Below are 20,046 nucleotides of genomic sequence, written 5' to 3'. Positions count from 1 at the left end.
GAGTAACTCCTCACTGCCGTCGAGGTTATGCGTCGAACAGGTCACGAGCAAGCAAACGACTTACCAAGCGTGTCTTACCCGACACCCCCGTCTTCCCTCGTCAGTCCATCCGGTCCAGGTTGACGATCTGATATTCGCCGGGCAACCGGTGAGCGACGAGCGGGCCCTGGGCGGACCTGAGCCGGACGACGCTGACGCCTCCTTCCTCGCTGGGCGCGTGCTCCAGGTGCGCCGACCTGCCGGTCCGCACGTCGTACAGAACCTGCCCGTCCGTGAACCGGGCCAGAGGTCCGGTCGTGAACCGGTCGGCGGCCAGCTCCGCGTGGGCCCCCGGCGGCAGGTCGCGTTCGTCCGAGCCGTCGCGCAGCCGGTGGAAGCCGCTGCGGTCCCGGCGGATGCCCGCGCAGTGGGTCACCCCGCAACGGACGTACTGCTCGCCCGGATGGACGACGGCCGTGCTCGTCTCGCCCGTCTCGGCGTTGAGCAGCCGCTGGAAGCTGGGCTCGTTGTCCGGCGTGTACTCGCCCGGCGTGCCCACCCACGGCCAGCGCAGGATGTGGTGCCGCTCCGCTCCCGGCACCGGCGTGGGGGCGCCGCCCCTGATGGGGACGGTGTAGACGCCGCCGTTCGCTCCCAGCGAGAAGGCCAGCCGGTCACCCGCCACGGCGAAGGCGTCGGACCGGCCGCGGATCGTCTCCGTCATGCGGATCTCCCGCGGCTCGCCGCCTCGGAGGGGCACCCACCAGAACCGGGAGGCGCCGCTGTCGCCGAACGCCTCGAAGTAGACGCGGTCGCCGACCACCTGGAAGCCGTCGGCGTGCTTGCCCATGGAGGTGCGGATATCCGTGATCTTGCGGGCCTTCCGGGTCTCGACGTCGTAGGCGTAGATAGCGTTGGCCTGCTCGTGACCGGCCCAGGTCTCCACCAGGATGGTGTGGTCGTCGATGAACGCCCGCGGGTGATACTCGCGGCCGTTCGGAAGCTTGTCCGGGATCCGCCACACCGCGTCCGGCCAGACCTTCTCCAGAGCGGGCGGGATCTTCGCCGGCGGCTGCCGATCCCTCTCCAGCGGCCCGCTTGGCGTCGCCTCGGACTCCCCGGACCGGTCCCCCTGGAACGGCCCGCCGGACGTCGCCTCTGGCTCCCCGGCATCCCCCGTGATCTCGATTTCCGACCGCCCCGACGCCGGGCCGGAGTCGTTCCCGGCACCCCGTACCACCGCCCCGACACCGCCCGCGATCACCACCACCGCCACGGCCGCGATCAGCGCATGCCCCCGCGCCCGCCGCTTCCGCGACCGCGTCACCATCCGCCCCCACAGATCGGACGGCGCGCGCGGCGCGCGCTCCGCGGCCTTACCCAGCGCCCGGCGGAGGCCGTCCTCCAGCTCCGTGCTCATGACGACCTCCCGTTCGCCGATGCGGATCGGGCCACGACGGCCCGCAACTTGCCCAAGCCGAGCGAGGCGTGACTGCGCACCGTCCCCTGCGAGATCCCCAGCACCCGGGCGATCTCCGCGTCGGTCAGCTGCTCGTAGTAGCGCAGCACCAGCACCACCCGCTGCTTACGCGGCAGCCCTTCCAGCGCCCGCCACAGCCCGTGCTCGCCATCGGACGGTGGCGCGTCCACGTACGACTCCTCCGGCGGATCCCACGCCAGCTGCTCCCGCCGGCGTAACCGCCAGACGCTGATGTGCAGCCTGGCCATGATCACCCGCGTGTAGCTCTCCGGGTCCTGCTTCCGCCGCACCCTCGGCCAGGCCCGGTGCAGCCTGATGAGGGCCTCCTGCGTCAGGTCGGCCGCATCGTGCGGGTTGCCGCTGAGCACGTACCCGTAACGCAGCAACGCGTCGGCCCGCTCAGCGACGAACTCCGCGAACCACGACTCGTCGTCCAAATGATCTTCACCTTCTTCGTAGCCTCCCTCTCCAGACGGCCACACAGGTGAATTCGTTGAACCGCGACGAATCTCCCGGCGACTCGGTACGGGGCCACGCAAGAAACCCTGCCGGGCTCCAGCCCCCGCCCAGGACCTGTACCACTGCCGGAGACCACCTTCGCCGAGGTCATCCGCCGCCAGGGCCACGAATACGCGACCTCGACGCACCACCGGCCTACGGGTACTCGTCCTCGACCTCGACGCCCTCCTGCTCCAGAGCTTCCCGGATCACCCGGAACGACAGCCCCGGCGGATAGCCCTTTCTCGCGAGCATGCCGGCCAGGCGGCGGGTGCGGACCTTGGAGTCCAGGGAGCGAGTGGAGGGCAGCTTCCGCTCCACGAGGCGCCGGGCGGTCTCCTCCTCCTGATCCGGATCGAGCCGCTCGACGGCGTCCTTCACCGTCTCTTGGTCGACCCCGCGATGCCGCAACTCGTTGGCCAGAGCCCGCTTGGCCAGGCCCCGGCCATGGTGCCGGGAGTCGACCCAGGCCTCGGCGAACGCCTCGTCGTTGATGAGCCCCAGCTCGGTGAACCGGTCGAGCACCGACTCCGCCACCTCGTCGGGCACCTCCCGCTTCCGCATCGCCTCGGCCAGTTGCGCCCGCGTCTTGGGCGCCATGGTGAGCAGCCGCAGGCAGATCGCCCGCGCCACCGCCTCAGGATCGGCCGGCGGCGCCGCCGCCGCTCCCGAACCGGCATCCGGCCCATCAGCCGACCACCCACGCCCGGCCTTCCGCCCGGACCGCCTCCCCTTACGCCCCTTCTTCGCCTTCTCCCCGGAACCCGGCTCCACCCCCGGCGTCGCCCAGAACTCCGTGCCCGCAGCCGACTCCCCCACACGAGTTCCGGTCCCTGCATCCGACACCCCGGCAGAAGTCCCGGTCCCTGCGTCCGACACCCCCACAGAAGCCCAGGTCCCCCTGTCCGATGCCCCGCCCGGAGCCCTGATTCCCCCATCCGCCGACACCGCGTCGCCCGGCACCTCACCATCCCCTACCGACGCCGCACCACCATCCGACACCTCACCCGAGGCATCCTCCAGCGGGACCGCACCACCTCTCAACGCCTCACCAGAGGCATCCCCCGACAGAACTGCACCGCCGCCCGTCGCCTCACCGGACGCATCCTCCAGCGTGACCGCACCACCGCTCAACGCCTCACCAGAGGCATCCCCCGCCGGAATCGCACCGCTGCCCAGCGGCTCAGCTGACGCCGTGCCACGGCCTGGCATCCCATCGGACGCGGTGTGGGAAGCCGCCGCGTCACCGCCCTGCCCATCGAGGGCAGCGTCTGGAGAAAGAGAGGACTCCCCACCTCCGTCGGGCCTCTCCTCCTCTGCGGTCTGCCCAGGCCGCGAGGCGCTCACGACGGACGTGCCGCTCATCCCGGACGTGACCTGCGGCGTGTCATGCGAATCCGCATCGTCCCGGTCGGCCTCCTCATCGTGGAACGCAGTCCGGGGGTCAGCGGCTGCAGCGTCGGAGCCTGCGGGGGGAGGAAGCATGTCATCGGAGTTCACAACGGATTCCCGCTGACGACGGCGCTGCTCGCGCCACTCTTCAGGCGAAGGCCAACCACCGCTCCCACCACTCGTCGCCGGAGAAGACCTCTTCCTCGAAACCCCCTGATCAGTCAACCCATCGCCTCGCCGGAAAACCGAACCGGCCCGCTCCCCGCCCGAGCGCCCACCGCCGCCTCGTCTTTCAGCAGCAGCACCGCCACCGGCCCGTTCCCCAGACGAAGCACCATCAGCCCGCACCCGATCGAAAGCATCATCGGCCCTTACCGGGTTGTAAGGACCATCGACCCGCACCACATCGGAAGAGCCGTCGGACCGTTCATCACGGGAAGCACCATCGCCCCGAGCCTCGCTTAAAGGACCGTCAGACCGTTCCTCACCTGAACCACCATCGGCCCGCACCCCGCTGAAAGCACCATCGACCCGCACCACATCGGAAGAGCCGTCGGACCGTTCATCACGGGAAGCACCATCGCCCCGAGCCTCGCTGAAAGGACCGTCAGACTCCCCGCGGGCAACACCATCGTCCCGAGCCTCACTGGAAGGACCGTCAGACTCCGCGCCCGAATCACCATCGGCCCGAGCCCCACTAGTAAGTCCGTCACCCGGCTCCGCTGCGGAAGATCCGCTGACGGCTCCCGATGTGAAGCCAGGCACGGAAAGATCCTCCCGGGAGACCGCCCGCCCTCCCCCCGGCTGAGCCTCCAGAGAGCCCCCCTCGGACACTAGAGACTCCCGCCGCGCCTCCGAGGACGGCCCCTCGTCAACCCCCTCCGACGTGAAGGATCCATCCACAGGTCGCCCCGCCGTATCCGGATCCCGCCGGAACTCCTCTGGGGACAACCCCATGGGCGCCTGCTCGCGGACAGCTTCAGACCGCCCCACTCCGCGCCTCTCCACGGACAGCTCTTCACCAACCTGCCCCCGTACGAAGAAGTTTCCCCCAGGCTGCCCCGAAGCGTCCCGATCGTCCCGTCGCTCTTCCGGGGACAGCTCTTCACCAACCTGTCCCCGTACGGAGGAGTTGCCCTCAGACTGCCCCGCAGCGGCCGGATCGTCCCGTGGCGCCTCCGGGGAAGCCTCCTCGGCGGCCCGCTCCCGTACGGAGAAGCCGCCCGCCGCTCGACCTGCCCGCCCCTCCAGGGACAGATCGTCACCAACCTGCCCCCGCACGGAGGAGTTGCCCGCAGACCACCCCACCGCGGCCTGTCGCCCCTCCTGGGACACCTCCTCAGCGGCCCGCTCCCGCACGGAGAAACCACCAGCCGCCCGCCCCTCCAGGGACAGCTCTTCACCGGCCCGCTTCCCGGATTCACCCTCAGCAGGGGTCGGATCGCCCCAGAAGGGGTGGCTTTGCTGGGGTTCGCCCGCGGGCCGTGTCCACCAGGTGTCTTCAGGCGGCGGCTGCTCCCCCGGGGCGCGGCCGCCGAAGAAAGGGTGGCGCCCGCCGGGTGGGGCGCCCTCGGATGAGGAGCGCCGGGGTTTGCGGCGGGATGAGGCCGGGGCGCCCCGGTCGTGGGGCGCCGGATCCGTGTCACTCATGCGCCGACCGATCAGACGTCACCAGGCTTCGGCGTGGACTTGGAGCCGCGGCCGGAGGCGGCGGGCGCCTTGGCGGGCGCGGGAGGCGCGGGGGCCTCGGCGGGCTCGTCGAGGCGCGGGCCCACACCCAGCTTGTCCTTGATCTTCTTCTCGATCTCGTTGGCCATGTCGGGGTGGTTGCGCAGGAAGTTGCGCGCGTTCTCCTTGCCCTGGCCAAGCTGGTCGCCCTCGTAGGTGTACCAGGCGCCGGACTTGCGGACGAAGCCGTGCTCGACGCCCATGTCGATGAGGCCGCCCTCGCGGGAGACGCCCACCCCGTAGAGGATGTCGAAGTCGGCCACCCGGAAGGGCGGGGCCATCTTGTTCTTGACCACCTTGACGCGGGTCCGGTTGCCGACCGCTTCGGTGCCGTCCTTGAGGGTCTCGATGCGGCGGATGTCGAGGCGGACCGAGGCGTAGAACTTGAGCGCCTTGCCACCGGTCGTGGTCTCGGGGCTGCCGAACATCACGCCGATCTTCTCGCGGAGCTGGTTGATGAAGATGGCGGTGGTGCCGGTGCTGCTGAGCGCGCCCGCGACCTTGCGCAGGGCCTGGGACATCAGGCGGGCCTGGAGGCCGACGTGGCTGTCACCCATCTCGCCCTCGATCTCGGCCTTGGGCACCAGGGCGGCCACCGAGTCGATGACGATGATGTCGACGGCGCCGGACCTGATCAGCATGTCGGCGATCTCCAGCGCCTGCTCGCCGGTGTCGGGCTGGGAGACCAGCAGGGCGTCGGTGTCGACGCCGAGCTTCTTGGCGTATTCGGGGTCGAGGGCGTGCTCGGCGTCGATGAACGCCGCGATGCCGCCGGCCCGCTGCGCGTTGGCCACCGCGTGCAGCGCGATGGTGGTCTTGCCGGAGGACTCCGGACCGTAGATCTCGACGATCCTGCCGCGCGGCAGGCCGCCGATGCCGAGCGCGACGTCGAGGGAGATCGACCCGGTCGGGATCACCTCGATGGGGGCTCGGGCGTCATCGCCGAGGCGCATGACGGAACCCTTGCCGAACTGCCGCTCGATCTGGGCGAGGGCGGTCTCGAGGGCCTTCTCGCGGTCGTTGATAGCCATGGGAGCTCCCTCTTGAGGGTTGTGGTCGGAATCAGTCGAGTGAAAGCTACGGTCTGCCACCGACATTTTCCCGGAAGCGGTCGTGGAAGACGTGGCCCGGCGAGCCCATCGTAGCCGAACGGCTGTTCGATCACACGCACGTCCGCGAGGAAGTCCGCCCGCGCCCGGATGCGTTCCCGCAGCCTGGGGAGACTCCTGGGAAGAGGGCAGGAGGTGACCACGTGGCGAGCTCGTACACCAGCGAACGGCGCGCTCATCTGCAGGGCCTCGCCGAGGTGCTCCCTCGCCACGGGCTGGTGAGCCGGATGGTGGGCGAGGAGGAGCCGCTGTTGTGGGTGTGGCATCCGCACACGAGCAGGCAGACCCTGGTCTTCGCCACGCCGTCGGAGCGGGGCTGGCTGTTTCTGTGGGCGCCCGGCGGCACGGGCGGCGCCGACGACCTCGATCGCACGGCGCGCGCTCTGAGGGAGACGCTGGGCTCAGCGTAGCCGCGGGGAGACGTCCTCGACCTGGCAGACGGCCCGCCAGACGGTCTTGGCGCTCTCGCCGTCGGCCAGCGCCTGCACCACGGTGCGCCCGCCGAGCGGCGCGATCACGTAGTCACGCGCCCACGACTCGGCGTAGGTGTCGCCGAAGTGCAGGCGCATCCTTCTCCAGAACTCAGTCAGGCGCATCACTCAAGTATGGATCGGCCCCGGGAGTGGGTAGGACGCAACGGGAACGTGAACGACCTGCGTATCACCCGCCTTCGAACCACGGCATCGGCATGTGCCGGAGACCCGGAAGGGAGGAAGCGCGGATCCCCCCGCCGGCTGAGGCAGGCGGTCCCCCTCCGCGCGACTCTGATGGCGAAGACCGCGAAACCCTCACCCCCCAAGTCAGTCAAGGCCAAGGCCAACAGGGCGAAGCGCCGCCACTTACTGTCATTGCGGCGCGAGGCCGTACGGAAGGAGAAGGCGGAGAGGTCCGAGCGGCATGCCGGGATCCGGCAGGAGCCGCGGGCGGGCCGTCCGCGCACGCGCCGCGCGTCGCGGCGTTAGGTCACGGCGTCACAGCACGCGCGCGCCGTACATCTCACCGAGATGGTCGGCGAGCAGCTCCAGCCGGGCGCCGTCGGGGTCCTTGAAGTAGATGGAGGCGCCGCTCTCGATCTGGTGCGGCACGCCGGCCATCTCCAGCTTCCCGCGCAGCCGCTCCCAGGTGGCGGGGTCGACGGAGATCGCGATGTGGTGGAGGCCGCCGAGCACCTCCTGGTAAGGGCCGAGGTCGAGGCCGGGGAGGTCGAAGAAGGCCAGCAGGTTGCCGTTGCCGAGGTCGAAGAAGAAGTGGCTCGAACCCTTGTAGTCGCGGTTCTCGAAGATCTCCGTCAGCGGGAACTCCAGCAGCTCCTGGTAGAACTTGACGGTGCGTTCCACGTCCGACGACAACAGGGCGATGTGGTGCAGGCCGCGCGCGCTGGACGAGGGCCGGCGCGCTAAGAGGTAGCGCCGCCTGATCTCCTCGCGGCGGGCCTCGACGGCCGCGTGGTCGATGGTCACGGTCGGTGTATGTCCGCCCGCGCGCCCGCTCAATCACGCGGCGCGGCCGCAATGCGTTTTCTGTCGGTGGCGCGAGGCAGTATGTGCTGGTGAGCTCGCTCGACCGCTTCAGCAAGGTGACCAGCAGCTGGTTCTCCGGGGCTTTCGCCGCGCCCACCGCCGCCCAGGATGGCGCGTGGGAGTCGATCGCCCGCGGTGACAACACGCTGGTCGTGGCGCCGACCGGGTCCGGCAAGACGCTGGCGGCCTTCCTGTGGTCGCTCGACCGGCTGGCGGCCGAGCCGCCCGCGAAGGGCACGCGGGTGGTGTACGTGTCGCCGCTGAAGGCGCTGGCCGTCGACGTCGAGCGAAACCTGCGCGCTCCGCTGGCGGGGCTGAAGCAGACGGCGCGGCGGCTGGGGCTGCCGGTGCCGGAGATCTCGGTGGCGATCCGTTCCGGCGACACCCCCGCCGAGGACCGCAGGAGGTTCGCCGCCAAGCCGTCCGACATCCTCATCACCACACCCGAGTCGCTGTTCCTGCTGCTGACCAGCCAGGCGCGGGAGGCGCTGCGCGGCGTGGAGACGGTGATCGTCGACGAGGTGCACGCGGTGGCCGCGACCAAGCGGGGCGCCCACCTGGCGCTGACGCTGGAGCGGCTCGACGCGCTGCTGGAGCGGCCCGCCCAGCGGATCGGCCTGTCGGCGACGGTGCGGCCGGTGAGCGAGGTCGCGGCGTTCCTCGGCGGTCCGCGGGCGGCGACGGTGGTGCAGCCGCCGGCCGACAAGCGCATCGAGGTCGAGGTGGTCGTCCCGGTCGAGGACATGACCGAGGTGGAGGGGGGCCCGCGCGCCGCCGAGGCGGAGGAGTTCGCGCCCGACCCGGCCACCCGGTCGATCTGGCCGCATGTCGAAGAGCGGCTGTTCGACCTGATCGCGGCCCATGACTCGACGATCGTGTTCGCCAACTCGCGGCGGCTGGCCGAGCGGCTCTGCACCCGTCTCAACGAGCTGGCGCTCGCCCGCCGCGGGGGCGAGGTCGACCTGTCGGTGTGGGACCGCCCGCCGGCCGAGATGATGGCGCAGGCCGGGGCGAGCAAGGGCGTCGGCCCTGAGGTCGTGCGCGCCCATCACGGCTCGGTGTCCAAGCAGGAGCGGGCGCAGATCGAGGAGGCGCTCAAGTCGGGGCGGCTGCCCGCCGTGGTCGCCACCTCCAGCCTGGAGCTGGGCATCGACATGGGCGCGGTCGACCTGGTGGCGTGCGTGGAGGCGCCGCCGAGCGTGGCGAGCGGGCTGCAGCGCATCGGCCGGGCCGGTCACCAGGTGGGCGCGGTGTCCAAGGGCGTGATCTTCCCCAAGTACCGCGGCGACCTGGTGCAGACGGCCGTGGTGGCCGAGCGCATGAAGAGCGGCCTGATCGAGGAGCTCCGCTATCCGCGCAACCCGCTCGACGTGCTGGCCCAGCAGATCGTGGCGATGACGGCGCTCGACGAGTGGACCGTCGAGGAGCTGGAGACCGTGATCAGGCGCGCGGCCCCGTACGCGACCCTGCCCAGGAGCGCGCTGGAGGCGACGCTCGACATGCTCGCGGGCCGCTACCCGAGCGAGGAGTTCGCCGAGCTGCGCCCGCGCGTCGTGTGGGACCGGGTGACGGGCACGCTGCGGGGCCGGCCCGGCGCGCAGCGGCTGGCCGTCACCAACGGCGGCACGATCCCCGACCGGGGCCTGTTCGGCGTGTTCCTGGTCGGCGAGCGGGCCTCGCGGGTGGGCGAGCTCGACGAGGAGATGGTCTACGAGTCGCGGGTGGGCGACGTGTTCGTGCTGGGCGCGTCGTCGTGGCGGATCGAGGACATCACCGCCGACCGGGTGCTGGTCTCGCCCGCTCCCGGCCAGCCGGGCAAGCTGCCGTTCTGGCACGGCGACACTCCCGGCCGCCCTGCCGAGCTGGGCCGGGCCATCGGCGCGTTCCTGCGCGAGCAGGCCAAGGACGACTCGCCGGAGCGGCTGCGCGAGGCCGGGCTCGACTCCTACGCCGCCGGAAACCTACTGTCCTACCTGCGCGAGCAGCGCGCGGCCACGGGTTACGTGCCCGACGACAAGACGCTGGTGGTGGAGCGGTTCCACGACGAGCTGGGCGACTGGCGGGTGGTGATCCACTCTCCTTACGGCGCGCGGGTGCACGCCCCGTGGGCGCTGGCCATCAACCGGCGGCTGCGCGAGCGCTACGGCGTCGACGTGCAGGCGGTCCACTCCGACGACGGCGTGGTGCTGCGCATCCCCGACACCCTGGCCGAGCCGCCGTCCGACGTGGCGGCGTTCGACGCCGAGGAGATCGAGCAGATCGTGACGGAGGAGCTGGGCGGGTCGGCGCTGTTCGCGTCCCGGTTCCGCGAGTGCGCGGGGCGCGCGCTGCTGCTGCCGCGCCGCGTGCCGGGAAGGCGCAGCCCGCTGTGGCAGCAGCGCCAGCGGGCCGCCCACCTGCTCGGGGTCGCCTCACGATACGCGTCGTTCCCGATCGTGCTGGAGACGATGCGCGAGTGCCTGCAGGACGTCTTCGACGTGCCGGGGCTGGTCGAGCTGATGCGCGACATCGCGGCCCGGCGGGTGCGGGTGGTCGAGGTGGAGACGGGGCAGGCGTCGCCGTTCGCGGCCTCGCTGCTGTTCCACTACGTGGGCGCGTTCATGTACGAGGGAGACGCGCCGCTGGCCGAGCGGCGCGCGCAGGCGCTGGCGCTGGACACGTCGCTGCTGGCCGAGTTGCTGGGCCAGGCCGATCTGCGCGAGCTGCTCGACCCTGACGTGATCTCCGACACCGAGCGTGAGCTCGCCAGGCTCGATCGGCCGCTGCGTGACGTGGAGGCCCTGGCCGACCTGCTGCGCTCCCACGGGCCGCTGCTGGCGCCCGACGTGAGCGTGCGCGGCGGCGACCCGGCCTGGCTGGAGGAGCTGGAGCGGGCGCGGCGGGCGATCAGGGTGCGCGTCGCGGGCGAGGAGCAGTGGGCGGCGGTCGAGGACGCCGCCAGGATGCGCGACGCGCTGGGGACGCCGCTGCCGGTGGGGGTGCCGCACGCGTTCCTGGAGCCGGTGGCCGACCCCCTGGCCGACCTGCTGGCCCGCCACGCCCGCACCCGGGGCCCGTTCCACGCCTCGACCGCGGCCGGCCGGTTCGGGCTCGGCGTGGCCGTGGTGGCCGACGCGCTGCGCAGGCTGGCCGTGTCCGGGCGGGTGGTCAACGGCGAGTTCCGGCCGGGCGGGCGGGGCGAGGAGTGGTGCGACGCGGGCGTGCTGCGGATGCTGCGCCGCAGGTCGCTGGCGCGGCTGCGCAAAGAGGTGGAGCCTGTCCCGCCGGAGACGCTCGCGGTGTTCACCCCGGCCTGGCACGGCATCACCGGCGGCCCGCGCGGCGGGCGGGAAGGCGGCGCGCGGGCCATGGACTCCCTCGTCCGCGCCATCGAGCTGCTGCAGGGCGCGGCGGTGCCGGCCTCGGCGCTGGAGACGCTGGTGCTGCCGTCGCGGGTGCCCGGCTACCACCCGGGGCTGCTCGACGAGCTGACCGCGGCCGGCGAGGTGGTGTGGGCCGGGCAGGGGTCGCTGCCGGGCGGCGACGGCTGGGTGGCCCTCTACTTCGCCGACACCGCGCCGCTGCTGCTCCCGGAGGCGGGCGAGATCACGGTGACGCCGGTGCACGAGCGCATCCTTGAGGAGCTGAGCGGGGGCGGCGCGCTGTTCTTCCGTCAGCTCGCCGACCGGCTGGGGCTGCTCGACGACCAGGCGGTGGCGACGGCGCTGTGGGACCTGGTGTGGGCGGGGCGGGTGTCGGGCGACACGCTGGCGCCGATGCGGGCCGCGCTCGGCTCGGGTCGGCCCGCCCACCGGCCGGCGACCCGCAGGCGGCGGGCGGTGCTGCCGAGCCGCAGCGGGCCGCCCACGGTGGCGGGGCGCTGGTGGCTGCTGCCGGAGCCGGCCGCCGAAGCGACGCTGCGGGCGCAGGCGCAGGCGGAGGTGCTGCTGGAGCGGCACGGCGTGGTGACGCGCGGGGCGGTCACCGCCGAGCGGCTGCCGGGCGGGTTCTCGCCGGTCTACCAGGTGCTGCGCGCCTACGAGGAGAGCGGGCGGTGCCGGCGCGGCTACTTCGTCGAAGGGCTCGGCGGGGCCCAGTTCGCGCTGCCTGGGGCGGTCGACCGGATGCGCGCGATGGCGCCCTCCTCCCCCGACGGCCCGCCCGGGGAGGAGCGCCGGGCCGTGGTGCTGGCCGCGGCCGATCCGGCCAACCCCTACGGGGCGGCGCTGCCCTGGCCGGCGCATCCCGGCGAGGTGGCCCACAAACCGGGCAGGAAGGCCGGGGCGCTGGTGGTGCTGGTCGACGGGCGGCTGGTGCTCTACGTCGAGCGGGGCGGCAAGACGCTGCTGTCGTTCGCCGACGACGACCGGCTGCGGCCCGCCGTCGACGCGCTGGCGCTGGCCGTACGCGACGGCGTGCTGGGCAAGCTGACGGTGGAGCGGGCCGACGGCGAGCCGATCGTCGACTCGCCGCTGGGGGCCGCCTTGGAAGAAGCCGGTTTCCACCCCACCCCGCGCGGTCTCCGGCTGCGTGCGTAGGGCGTCAGGCGACGGTGGCCTCGATGAGGTCGTCGACCACCTCGGTGAGGTCCTGCTCGCGGGCGTGCACGCGGCGCTGCCGTTCGGCGCCGGAGCCCTTGTCGAGCAGGCGTTCCAGCCCGTCCTCGACGTAGGGCAGGTCGCCGGCCTCCGACAGGGCGTCGCTCACGTGGGCCAGGAGGCGGCGGGCCATCAGCGGGGCGGGCACGAGCGTGCCGTGGCGGACGTCGAGGCTGTCGCCGGTGAGCCCGTCGCGGGCGGCACGCCAGTAGGCGGCGCGCACCACCTCCGACGGGATCGGCAGGCCGCGGTCGCCGCGGGCCACGTCGGCCAGCGCCCTGACGACGAGGCCGCGCACCAGCCCGATGATGGTGAGGCTGTCGTTCACGTCGAGCGGCACGTCAGCCACCCGCACCTCGACCGTGGGCAGCCGGGGTGAGGGCCGGGCGTCCCAGAAGACGGTCTTCGGGTCCATGAGGGCGCCCGACTCGGCGAGCGCGCGCACGGCCAGCTCGTAGTCGCCGAAGGTGGGGAAGTACGGGGGCGCCCCGGAGACGGGCCACCGGCCCCAGCTGATCACCCGCCAGGAGGCGTAGCCGGTGTCGCGGCCGACGAAGAACGGCGAGTTGGCGGCCAGCGCGATCAGCGTGGGCAGCCAGGGCCGCAGGTGGTTGCCGACGTAGACGGCGTGCTCCTCGTCCGGCACGTCGACGTGCACGTGCAGGGCGCAGATGCTGATCTCGTCCTGCAGCGCCCTGTAGAGGCTGCGGCCCTGCTCGTAGCGGGCGTCGTCGCTGAGCGGCGGCGTCATGACGTTGCCGAGCACCGGGATGCCGCTGGCGACGACGGCGAGCCCGCACGAGCGGGCGGCCCCGGCGACCTCCTTGCGCGCGGCCCGCAACTGGGCGCCGAGCTCGGCCAGGTCGGCGGAGGGCGCGCTGCGGGCCTCCACCTGGAACCTGGTGATCTCGTGGGCCACGTCGAGCACGTCCGTGGCGGCGGCGAGGACGTCGGCCGCACGTGGGGTGACGTGGCGGGTGTACGGATCGACGACGAGGTACTCCTCTTCGATCCCGATCAGCGGAACCATGCCCACACCTCGCAGGAAGTCGGGGGAGCCTCCGCACGATTTGTGCCCGCCTGCCGCCTTCCGGAATCGCTACATGCTTACTGGCCCGTAGCAAGCGGCGGGGGCGCCGGTGGTCAGGGCCCAGTAGCGGTCGCCGTGGGACCAGTGCCACCACTCGGTGGGGTAGTTGACCAGCCCGGCGGGCTCCAGGGCCGCGGCCAGGAGCTTGCGGTGGGCGCGGGCGTCGGCGGAGATGTGCGGGGCGGCGGTGTAGCAGGCGCCGTCGCTCTCCTCGGGGTTGTCGTTGACCTGGGTGCCCATGTCGTACTCGGCGCCGTCGGGGTCGCAGAGGGTGAGGTCGACGGCGGCGCCGGCGGTGTGCGGGGCGACCTCGACCGGGGAGACGTAGCGGCTGGCGGCGACGTGCGCCTCCTGCTCGGACATGGCGGGGAAGGCCGCGCGCAGCTCGTCGCGGTATTCCTCGAAGTAGCGGCGCTGGGTGGCGACGGGCCGGTAGCCCTCGACGATCATCAGGTGGTATCCGCCGGGCAGGAGCCGCTCGGCCCGTTCGAGCCTGGCCAGCAGCCCGGCCCGCAGGTGGGCGTAGGCGCCGGCGGCGTCGGCGAGCCGGGTGTCGACCCGGAGCCGGCCGCGCGCGTCGGCCAGGGGCTCGCCGTTGTCCTGCACCGGGATCGCCGCCACGCGGGGATGGGAGATGAGCACGATGTCACTCGGTGGCTGCCACATGTGCAGTGATTCTCACACACGTGTCAGACGGTGTCGGAGAACACCTGTTCGCGGGCCTGTTCGAGAGCGGCCACCAGGGCACCGCGGAGCACCGGGTTACCGGGGACCCCGCCGGCGGCGACGCGGGGCGGCGCGGGGCAGATGCGGGCGACGGCGTCCTGGACCTTGGCGGCCAGCCCGGCGCCGCCCGCGCGGCCGATGTCGCCGCTGAGCACGATCAAGCCGGGATCGAGGACGACGGAGACGGCGGCCGCGCCGACGGCGAGCCGGTCGGCGAGCTCGTCGAGGTAGTCGTCGCCGCCGTTGCGCACCTGGTCGGGTACGCCCGCGCCGGGCACCTGGTAGGTGCCGGCCAGGTTCTGGAGTGCGGCGGTGCCGACGAGACGCTGGAAGGACCCGGAGTTGGGGTGCTTGACGTCGGAGGGCAGCGGCTCGCCGGGCACGGGCAGCCAGCCGATCTCGCCCGCGCCGCCGGTGATGCCGCGGTGCAGCCGGCCACCGAGCATGACGCCGAGGCCCTGGCCGACGCCGGCCCACATGACCACGAAGTCGTCGACGCCGGCGGCGGCACCGTAGCGGTGCTCGGCGAGGGCGACCAGGTTGACGTCGTTCTCGATGGTGACGGAGGCGCCGAGGCTGCGGCGCAGCCCTGCCAGCACGCCGACGTGCCAGGTGGGCAGGTCGAGTGAGAAGCGGACGTCGCCGGTGCGCGGGTCGACCATGCCCCTGGTGCCGATGACGAAGGCGCGCAGCCGCGACAGGCTGACGTCGGCGACGGCGCAGGCCCGCTCGACCGCGGCCTGGACCGTACGGACCGGGTCGCCGTCGAACGGGTTGACCGTGACCTCGACCACGGTCCGGCCTGTGATGTCGGCCACGCCGACGGTGACGCTCTCGGGCAGCACCTCCAGCCCGGCGACGTAGGCGCTGGAGGGTCGTACGCCGTAAAGTGCGGCGTTGGGTCCCCTGCCGCCGGCGCGTTCCCCTGCCACCTCCACCAGGCCCCTGTCCTCCAGCCTGGCGAGCAGCTGACCTGCGGTGACCTTGGACAATCCGGTACGTTCTCCGAGTTCGGCCCTGGTGAGGGGGCCCTCGGCGAGGAGGAGTTCGAGCGCGGAGCGGTCGTTCAGCCTGCGCAGCAGCCGAGGCGTCCCGGGGTTCCGGCTCATCTTCATGCCCCTCTCGTCACGATCGGCTAACAGACGGTTTTTTTTAAGAAAGTTTCTTGTTAGTTTAACACCTGTCGTTCGGCATTGACGATCAGCCTGGTGCGGACCGTAGGCCAGCACCCGGGAAGGGAGAACCCTGTGAGGATCGCGAAGATCACAGCCACTACGGTCACCACGGCCGCCCTGGCCCTGGGCGTGGCCGCCTGTGGCGGCGGTGAGGCGCCCGCGGAGCCCAGCGCGGCGAGCACCGCCGAGGCTAGCGGCCCCGCGTTCGCGGGCAAGGAGCTCACGCTCTGGCGCCTCGGTGACAGCAACCCCGACGCGCAGAAGTACACCGATGAGCTGGTGGCCGCCTTCCAGCAGGAGACCGGCGCCAGCGTGAAGGTCGAGTGGATCCCGTGGCCCCAGGTGAACGACAAGTTCACCGCCGCCGCGGCCGGAGGCGCCGGCCCCGACGTCACCGAGATCGGCAACGACCAGGTCCCGCTCTGGGTGAGCCAGGAGGCGCTCGCCCCGGTCACCGACATCGTCGGCTCCGGCGACCAGGCCGGGATCCCGAAGAACCTGATGGGCATGGAGACCATCGACGGCGAGACGTACGCCGTGCCGTGGGGCGGCGGCACCCGCGCGGTGCTCTACCGCAAGGACTGGTTCGAGGAGCTCAAGATCGAGGTCCCGAAGTCCTGGGACGAGCTCGTGGCCGCGGCCAAGAAGGTCCAGGCGGAGAAGGGCTCGGACGTCGACGGCTTCGCCTTCAACGGCGGCTCCGACGCCAACCACCTGCTCGGCTCGCTGGCCTGGACCTCGGGCGGCGAGTACGCGGTCAAGGAGGGCGACAAGTGGGTCGGCAAGCTGACCGACCCCGCCTTCAAGGCCGGTTTCGAGCAGTACACGTCCCTGGTGACGGACGGCCTGTCCAGCAAGTCGCGGCTCACCCAGAACAGCTCGGACATCCGCACCCGCTTCTCCAACGGCAAGGTCGGCATGTACCTGACCGCGTCGTGGGACCTCGCCACGATCGAGGAGGAGAGCAAGGGCAAGCTCAAGGGCGACAAGCTCGCGTTCTTCCCCCTGCCGAGCAAGGACGGCGGTGAGGCCCAGGCCTTCCTGGGCGGCAACGACATCGCCGTGTGGGGCACCGCCAAGGAGCCCGAGGCGGCCAAGGAGTTCGTGAAGATGGCGACCAACAAGGACTGGGGCGTCCGGTACGCCACCGAGGGCGGCCTGCTGCCGGTCTACCCGGAGGCGCTCGCCAAGCTGGCCGAGGACCCGGCGCAGGCGCCGTTCGCGGCCGCGTTCGCCAAGGCCAAGGCCTTCCCCGCGGACCCGAACTGGACCGAGGCCAACGAGACCAAGGCCGTGCTGCAGAACGCCGCGCGCCAGGTGATCGAGGGCAAGGCCACCGCCGACGAGGCGCTGGCGGCGGCCAACACCGAGCTCGAAGACATCCTCAACCAGTCCTGACAGGCCATGACGAACACGCCGACACTCGCCCGGGGCGGCAGGCACGCCTCCGCCCCGGGCCGGGGCCCGTCCCGCAGGGGCAGGGGCAAGGGCCTGCCCGTCTGGTCCATCCCGTACGTCCTGCTGATCCCCGGCCTGCTGGTCATCGCGGCGCTGCTGCTCTACCCGATGGTCCAGGTGGCGATCATCGCCTTCCAGAAGGTGGGCCTGCCGCAGATCAGCGGGCGGCGGCCGGCCGAGTGGGTCGGCACCGACAACTTCACCCGCATCTTCGAGAGCCAGATCTTCTGGGACTCGCTGCGCAACACGGTCGTGTTCGCGGTCATCGCGGTCACCATGACGCTGGTGCTGGGCACCGCCGTGGGAGTGCTGCTCAGCAAGCTCGGCAAGAAGATGTCCACGTTCCTGGTGATCGGCATCATGTGCGCGTGGGCCGTGCCGCCGGTGGCGCAGGGCATCATCTGGCGGTGGCTGTTCGACGCCGAGGCCGGAATGATCAACTGGGCGCTGAACCTGCTGCCCGACTGGCTGTCCACGCTGGTCTTCGGCCGCGCCGACTGGACCGGCGAGCCGTGGCTCAACGACGCCTGGTCCGTCTACATGGTGCTGATCATCACGGTGGTGTGGGCGTCCTTCCCGTTCATCGCGGTGTCGGTGCTGGCCGGGCTCAAGGGCATCCCCTCCGACCTGTACGAGGCCGCGCGGGTGGACGGGGCGACCGGCTGGCGCACGTTCTGGCAGATCACGTTCCCGCTGCTCAAGCCGGTGTTCGCGGTGCTGACCGTACTGTCGATCATCTGGGACTTCAAGGTCTTCAGCCAGTTGTACGTGCTCATGAGCGGGCCGACGAACCGTGAGGCGTTCAACCTGTCCATGTACTCCTACACCGAGGCGTTCAAGGCGCCGCAGAAGATGGGCACGGGCTCGGCGATCGCGCTGGTGCTGACGGTCCTCCTGCTGGTCGTCACCGCCGTGTACATCCGGCAACTGGTCAAGCAGGAGGAGTTGTGATGAGCCCGCTGGCCAGGAAGCGCCTGGGCAAGGTGGCACTGAACGCCACGGCCCTCCTGGTGTTCCTGTTCGCGGTCTTCCCCGTCTACTGGATGGTGTCGACCGCCTTCAAGGCCAACGACCAGATCTTCACCACCGAGTTCATCCCGTTCCCCACCCATTTCACCTTCGAACACCTGCACCGGGTGCTGACCGAGGGCGTGGCGGGCAACTCGATCTGGGTCTACATGGGCAACAGCGCGGTCGTGGCGCTCGGCACCGTGCTCATCGGGGCGGTCTTCTCGCTGCTGGCGGCGACGGCGGTGGCCCGGTTCCGGTTCAAGGGCCGCACCGGCTTCCTGTTCCTGCTGCTGATCGCGCAGATGATCCCGGCCGAGGCGCTGCTCATCCCGCTGTTCCTGCAGGTCAAGACACTCGGCCTGTACGACCACCTCGCCGGTCTGATCCTGGTCAACGTGGGGCTGACCCTGCCCTTCGGCATCTGGATGCTGCGCACGTTCGTGGCCGCGGTGCCGAAGTCGCTGGAGGAGGCGGCCTGGATCGACGGGGCGTCCAGGTTCGTGACGTTCTGGCGGGTGCTCTTCCCGCTGGTCGCGCCGGGCCTGGTGGCGACCAGCATCTTCTCCTTCATCACCGCGTGGAACGAGCTCATCTTCGCTCTGGTGCTGATGAGCGAGTCCACCGGCTACACGATGCCCGTGGCCCTGCAGTACTTCTTCGGCCACAAGGGCACGGACTGGGGCGCCATCATGGCCAGCTCCACGATGATGACCATCCCGGTCGTCATCTTCTTCATGATCGTGCAGCGCCGCATGGTGACCGGCCTCATGGCCGGCGCCGTCAAGGGCTGATCGACACCACGGGCGCCTCCCCGTATCCGAGGCTGCCCGTTTTCCATCTGATGAGGAGCCATGAGTCGTAGTGATCGGGGGCTGCGCCGCCTCGCGGCCGGTACGTTGCTCGTCGCCTTCCAGGGCACCACGCCGCCGGGCTGGGTGCTGCGCGAGCTGGAGCGAGGGCTGGGCGGCGTCACGCTCTTCGGCTTCAACGTCGACGGCCACGAGCCGCCCGCCGCGCTCACCGCGGCGCTGCGGGAAGCGGGCGGCGAGCCGGTCGTCTCGCTGGACGAGGAGGGCGGCGACGTCACCCGGCTGGCCTACCACGAGGGCAGCCCGTACCCGGGGAACGCGGCGCTCGGCGCGGTGGACGACGCCGAGCTGACCCGGCAGGTCTACCGGGCGATCGGCGCGGAACTGGCCGCCTGCGGGATCAACCTGGACATGGCGCCGGACGCCGACGTGAACTCCGAGGCGGACAACCCGGTCATCGGCACCCGGGCGTTCGGCGACGAGCCCGGACTGGTCGCCCGGCACACGGTGGCCGCCGTCGAGGGCCTGCAGGCGGCGGGGGTCGCGGCCTGCGTCAAGCACTTCCCCGGCCACGGCGCCACCCGCGTCGACTCGCACCTGGCCATCCCGGTCGTGGACGTCACCCCGGAGGTGCTGCGCGAGCGGGAGCTGGCGCCGTTCCGCGCGGCCATCGAAGCGGGCACCAAGTCGATCATGACGGCGCACGTGTCCGTGCCCGCGCTGACCGGCGGCACGCCCGCGACGCTGTCACCCGCCGCGCTCACCGGCCTGCTGCGGGGCGAGCTCGGCTACGACGGCGTGGTGATCTCCGACGCGCTCGACATGCACGCGATCACCAAGAGCGTCGGACTGGCAGGCGGCGCGGTGCGTTCGCTGGCCGCCGGCGCCGACCTGCTCTGCCTCGGGCCGATACCCGGCCACGACGAGGTGCGCGAGGTGATCGACGCGATCGTGGCCGCCGTGGACGAGGGAACGCTGCCGCCGGCCAGGCTGGAGGAGGCGGCGGCCCGGGTGGAGGCGCTGCGTGCCTGGTTCGGCGCGCCGGGGCGCACCCTGCCCGAGCGGAACGGGGTCGGGCTGCGCGCCGCCCGCCGCGCCGTGCGGCTGGCCGGCGAGCCGGCGCCGCTGTCGCAACCGCTGGTGGTGGAGGTGGACACGCCGCCGACCATCGCCGTGGGCGACGTGCCGTGGGGGCTCGGGCGCTGGCTGCCGGAGGCGGAGGTCCTGCGGCTCGCCCCCGGCTCGGCCGACGTGCCGGCGCTGCTGGCCAAGGCCGCGGACCGGTCGCTGGTCGTGGTGGTCAGGGACGCGCACCGCCACCCGGACAGCCGTGCGCTGGTCTCCGCGCTGGTGGCCGCCCGGCCGGACGCGACGGTGGTCGAGATGGGGCTGCCGGTCTGGCGCCCGGACACGGCCGCCTACCTCGCCACGTACGGTGCGGCCAGGGCGAACGCGCAGGCCGCGGCGGAACTGCTCGCCGGGACCTGAGCCACC

At 71.9% G+C, this 20,046-nt stretch carries 15 protein-coding genes; 6 read left to right on the top strand and 9 right to left on the bottom strand.

Annotated elements, in window-relative coordinates; translation table 11 throughout:
• Nucleotides 1-100: 100 nt before the first annotated feature.
• The 4 genes from ABD999_RS25815 to recA form a co-directional block, all read right to left on the bottom strand.
• Nucleotides 101-1,399 (bottom strand): TolB family protein, encoded by a 1,299-nt coding sequence (locus tag ABD999_RS25815; RefSeq protein ID WP_271279535.1) that lies wholly within the window; start codon nt 1,397-1,399, stop codon nt 101-103.
• Complete coding sequence (locus tag ABD999_RS25810) at nt 1,396-1,896, bottom strand: SigE family RNA polymerase sigma factor (RefSeq protein WP_271279534.1); 501 nt, start codon at nt 1,894-1,896, stop codon at nt 1,396-1,398. Before ABD999_RS25810 ends, ABD999_RS25815 begins: the two co-directional genes overlap by 4 nt.
• Before the next feature lie 217 nt (nt 1,897-2,113).
• On the bottom strand, nt 2,114-2,590 hold the full coding sequence (gene recX / locus ABD999_RS25805) for a recombination regulator RecX (RefSeq protein ID WP_333485739.1): 477 nt from the start codon (nt 2,588-2,590) through the stop codon (nt 2,114-2,116).
• A gap of 2,420 nt (nt 2,591-5,010) precedes the next feature.
• Nucleotides 5,011-6,108, bottom strand: coding sequence for a recombinase RecA (gene recA / locus ABD999_RS25800; protein ID WP_148033544.1), 1,098 nt, complete (start codon nt 6,106-6,108; stop codon nt 5,011-5,013).
• Nucleotides 6,109-6,329: 221 nt separating this feature from the next.
• On the opposite strand from recA, the gene ABD999_RS25795 reads away from it, so the two are divergent.
• The gene (locus ABD999_RS25795) at nt 6,330-6,596 is read left to right on the top strand and encodes a hypothetical protein (protein WP_148033545.1); all 267 of its coding nucleotides are present in this window, start codon (nt 6,330-6,332) and stop codon (nt 6,594-6,596) included.
• On the opposite strand, the gene ABD999_RS25790 is transcribed toward ABD999_RS25795, so the two are convergent.
• Both ABD999_RS25790 and ABD999_RS25785 read right to left on the bottom strand, forming a co-directional pair.
• Nucleotides 6,588-6,782, bottom strand: coding sequence for a DUF3046 domain-containing protein (locus tag ABD999_RS25790; RefSeq protein WP_148033546.1), 195 nt, complete (start codon nt 6,780-6,782; stop codon nt 6,588-6,590). The genes ABD999_RS25795 and ABD999_RS25790 overlap by 9 nt on opposite strands.
• A 375-nt stretch (nt 6,783-7,157) precedes the next feature.
• Nucleotides 7,158-7,646 (bottom strand): VOC family protein, encoded by a 489-nt coding sequence (locus ABD999_RS25785; RefSeq protein WP_148033547.1) that lies wholly within the window; start codon nt 7,644-7,646, stop codon nt 7,158-7,160.
• A gap of 86 nt (nt 7,647-7,732) precedes the next feature.
• On the opposite strand from ABD999_RS25785, the gene ABD999_RS25780 reads away from it, so the two are divergent.
• Nucleotides 7,733-12,223 (top strand): ATP-dependent helicase, encoded by a 4,491-nt coding sequence (locus ABD999_RS25780; RefSeq protein WP_425571067.1) that lies wholly within the window; start codon nt 7,733-7,735, stop codon nt 12,221-12,223.
• Between the two features lie 4 nt (nt 12,224-12,227).
• On the opposite strand, the gene ABD999_RS25775 is transcribed toward ABD999_RS25780, so the two are convergent.
• From ABD999_RS25775 to ABD999_RS25765, 3 genes are all read right to left on the bottom strand, one after another.
• Nucleotides 12,228-13,313, bottom strand: a complete 1,086-nt coding sequence (locus tag ABD999_RS25775; RefSeq protein ID WP_148033548.1) for a carboxylate-amine ligase — start codon at nt 13,311-13,313, stop codon at nt 12,228-12,230.
• A gap of 69 nt (nt 13,314-13,382) precedes the next feature.
• Nucleotides 13,383-14,039, bottom strand: coding sequence for a M15 family metallopeptidase (locus ABD999_RS25770; protein ID WP_271278661.1), 657 nt, complete (start codon nt 14,037-14,039; stop codon nt 13,383-13,385).
• A 23-nt stretch (nt 14,040-14,062) separates the two neighbouring features.
• Nucleotides 14,063-15,208, bottom strand: a complete 1,146-nt coding sequence (locus tag ABD999_RS25765; RefSeq protein ID WP_271278671.1) for an ROK family transcriptional regulator — start codon at nt 15,206-15,208, stop codon at nt 14,063-14,065.
• A gap of 138 nt (nt 15,209-15,346) precedes the next feature.
• On the opposite strand from ABD999_RS25765, the gene ABD999_RS25760 reads away from it, so the two are divergent.
• Genes ABD999_RS25760 through ABD999_RS25745 form a run of 4 tightly spaced genes read left to right on the top strand, consistent with a single transcriptional unit; the run spans nt 15,347 to nt 20,040 of the window.
• Nucleotides 15,347-16,672, top strand: coding sequence for an extracellular solute-binding protein (locus ABD999_RS25760; RefSeq protein WP_148033550.1), 1,326 nt, complete (start codon nt 15,347-15,349; stop codon nt 16,670-16,672).
• A gap of 6 nt (nt 16,673-16,678) precedes the next feature.
• Nucleotides 16,679-17,683 (top strand): carbohydrate ABC transporter permease, encoded by a 1,005-nt coding sequence (locus ABD999_RS25755; protein WP_271278662.1) that lies wholly within the window; start codon nt 16,679-16,681, stop codon nt 17,681-17,683.
• Nucleotides 17,683-18,534, top strand: a complete 852-nt coding sequence (locus ABD999_RS25750; protein WP_148033552.1) for a carbohydrate ABC transporter permease — start codon at nt 17,683-17,685, stop codon at nt 18,532-18,534. Before ABD999_RS25755 ends, ABD999_RS25750 begins: the two co-directional genes overlap by 1 nt.
• A 60-nt stretch (nt 18,535-18,594) precedes the next feature.
• Complete coding sequence (locus ABD999_RS25745; protein WP_271278663.1) at nt 18,595-20,040, top strand: glycoside hydrolase family 3 protein; 1,446 nt, start codon at nt 18,595-18,597, stop codon at nt 20,038-20,040.
• Nucleotides 20,041-20,046: the final 6 nt, after the last annotated feature.

Origin of the sequence: Nonomuraea ferruginea (assembly GCF_039540635.1) — a bacterium.
GTDB classification, from domain to species: Bacteria; Actinomycetota; Actinomycetes; order Streptosporangiales; family Streptosporangiaceae; genus Nonomuraea; species Nonomuraea ferruginea.
The sequence above is the reverse complement of the archived record's forward strand: the minus strand, read 5'-3'. Positions and strand labels throughout refer to the sequence as shown.

Coding starts and splice junctions, on each gene's coding strand:
- recA (WP_148033544.1), bottom strand. CDS start 6,108: ATGGCTATCAACGACCGCGAGAAGGCCCTCGAGACCGCCCTCGCCCAG.
- ABD999_RS25775 (WP_148033548.1), bottom strand. CDS start 13,313: ATGGTTCCGCTGATCGGGATCGAAGAGGAGTACCTCGTCGTCGATCCG.
- ABD999_RS25770 (WP_271278661.1), bottom strand. CDS start 14,039: ATGTGGCAGCCACCGAGTGACATCGTGCTCATCTCCCATCCCCGCGTG.
- ABD999_RS25745 (WP_271278663.1), top strand. CDS start 18,595: ATGAGTCGTAGTGATCGGGGGCTGCGCCGCCTCGCGGCCGGTACGTTG.
- ABD999_RS25750 (WP_148033552.1), top strand. CDS start 17,683: ATGAGCCCGCTGGCCAGGAAGCGCCTGGGCAAGGTGGCACTGAACGCC.
- ABD999_RS25755 (WP_271278662.1), top strand. CDS start 16,679: ATGACGAACACGCCGACACTCGCCCGGGGCGGCAGGCACGCCTCCGCC.
- ABD999_RS25765 (WP_271278671.1), bottom strand. CDS start 15,208: ATGAGCCGGAACCCCGGGACGCCTCGGCTGCTGCGCAGGCTGAACGAC.
- ABD999_RS25815 (WP_271279535.1), bottom strand. CDS start 1,399: ATGAGCACGGAGCTGGAGGACGGCCTCCGCCGGGCGCTGGGTAAGGCC.
- ABD999_RS25790 (WP_148033546.1), bottom strand. CDS start 6,782: ATGCGCCTGACTGAGTTCTGGAGAAGGATGCGCCTGCACTTCGGCGAC.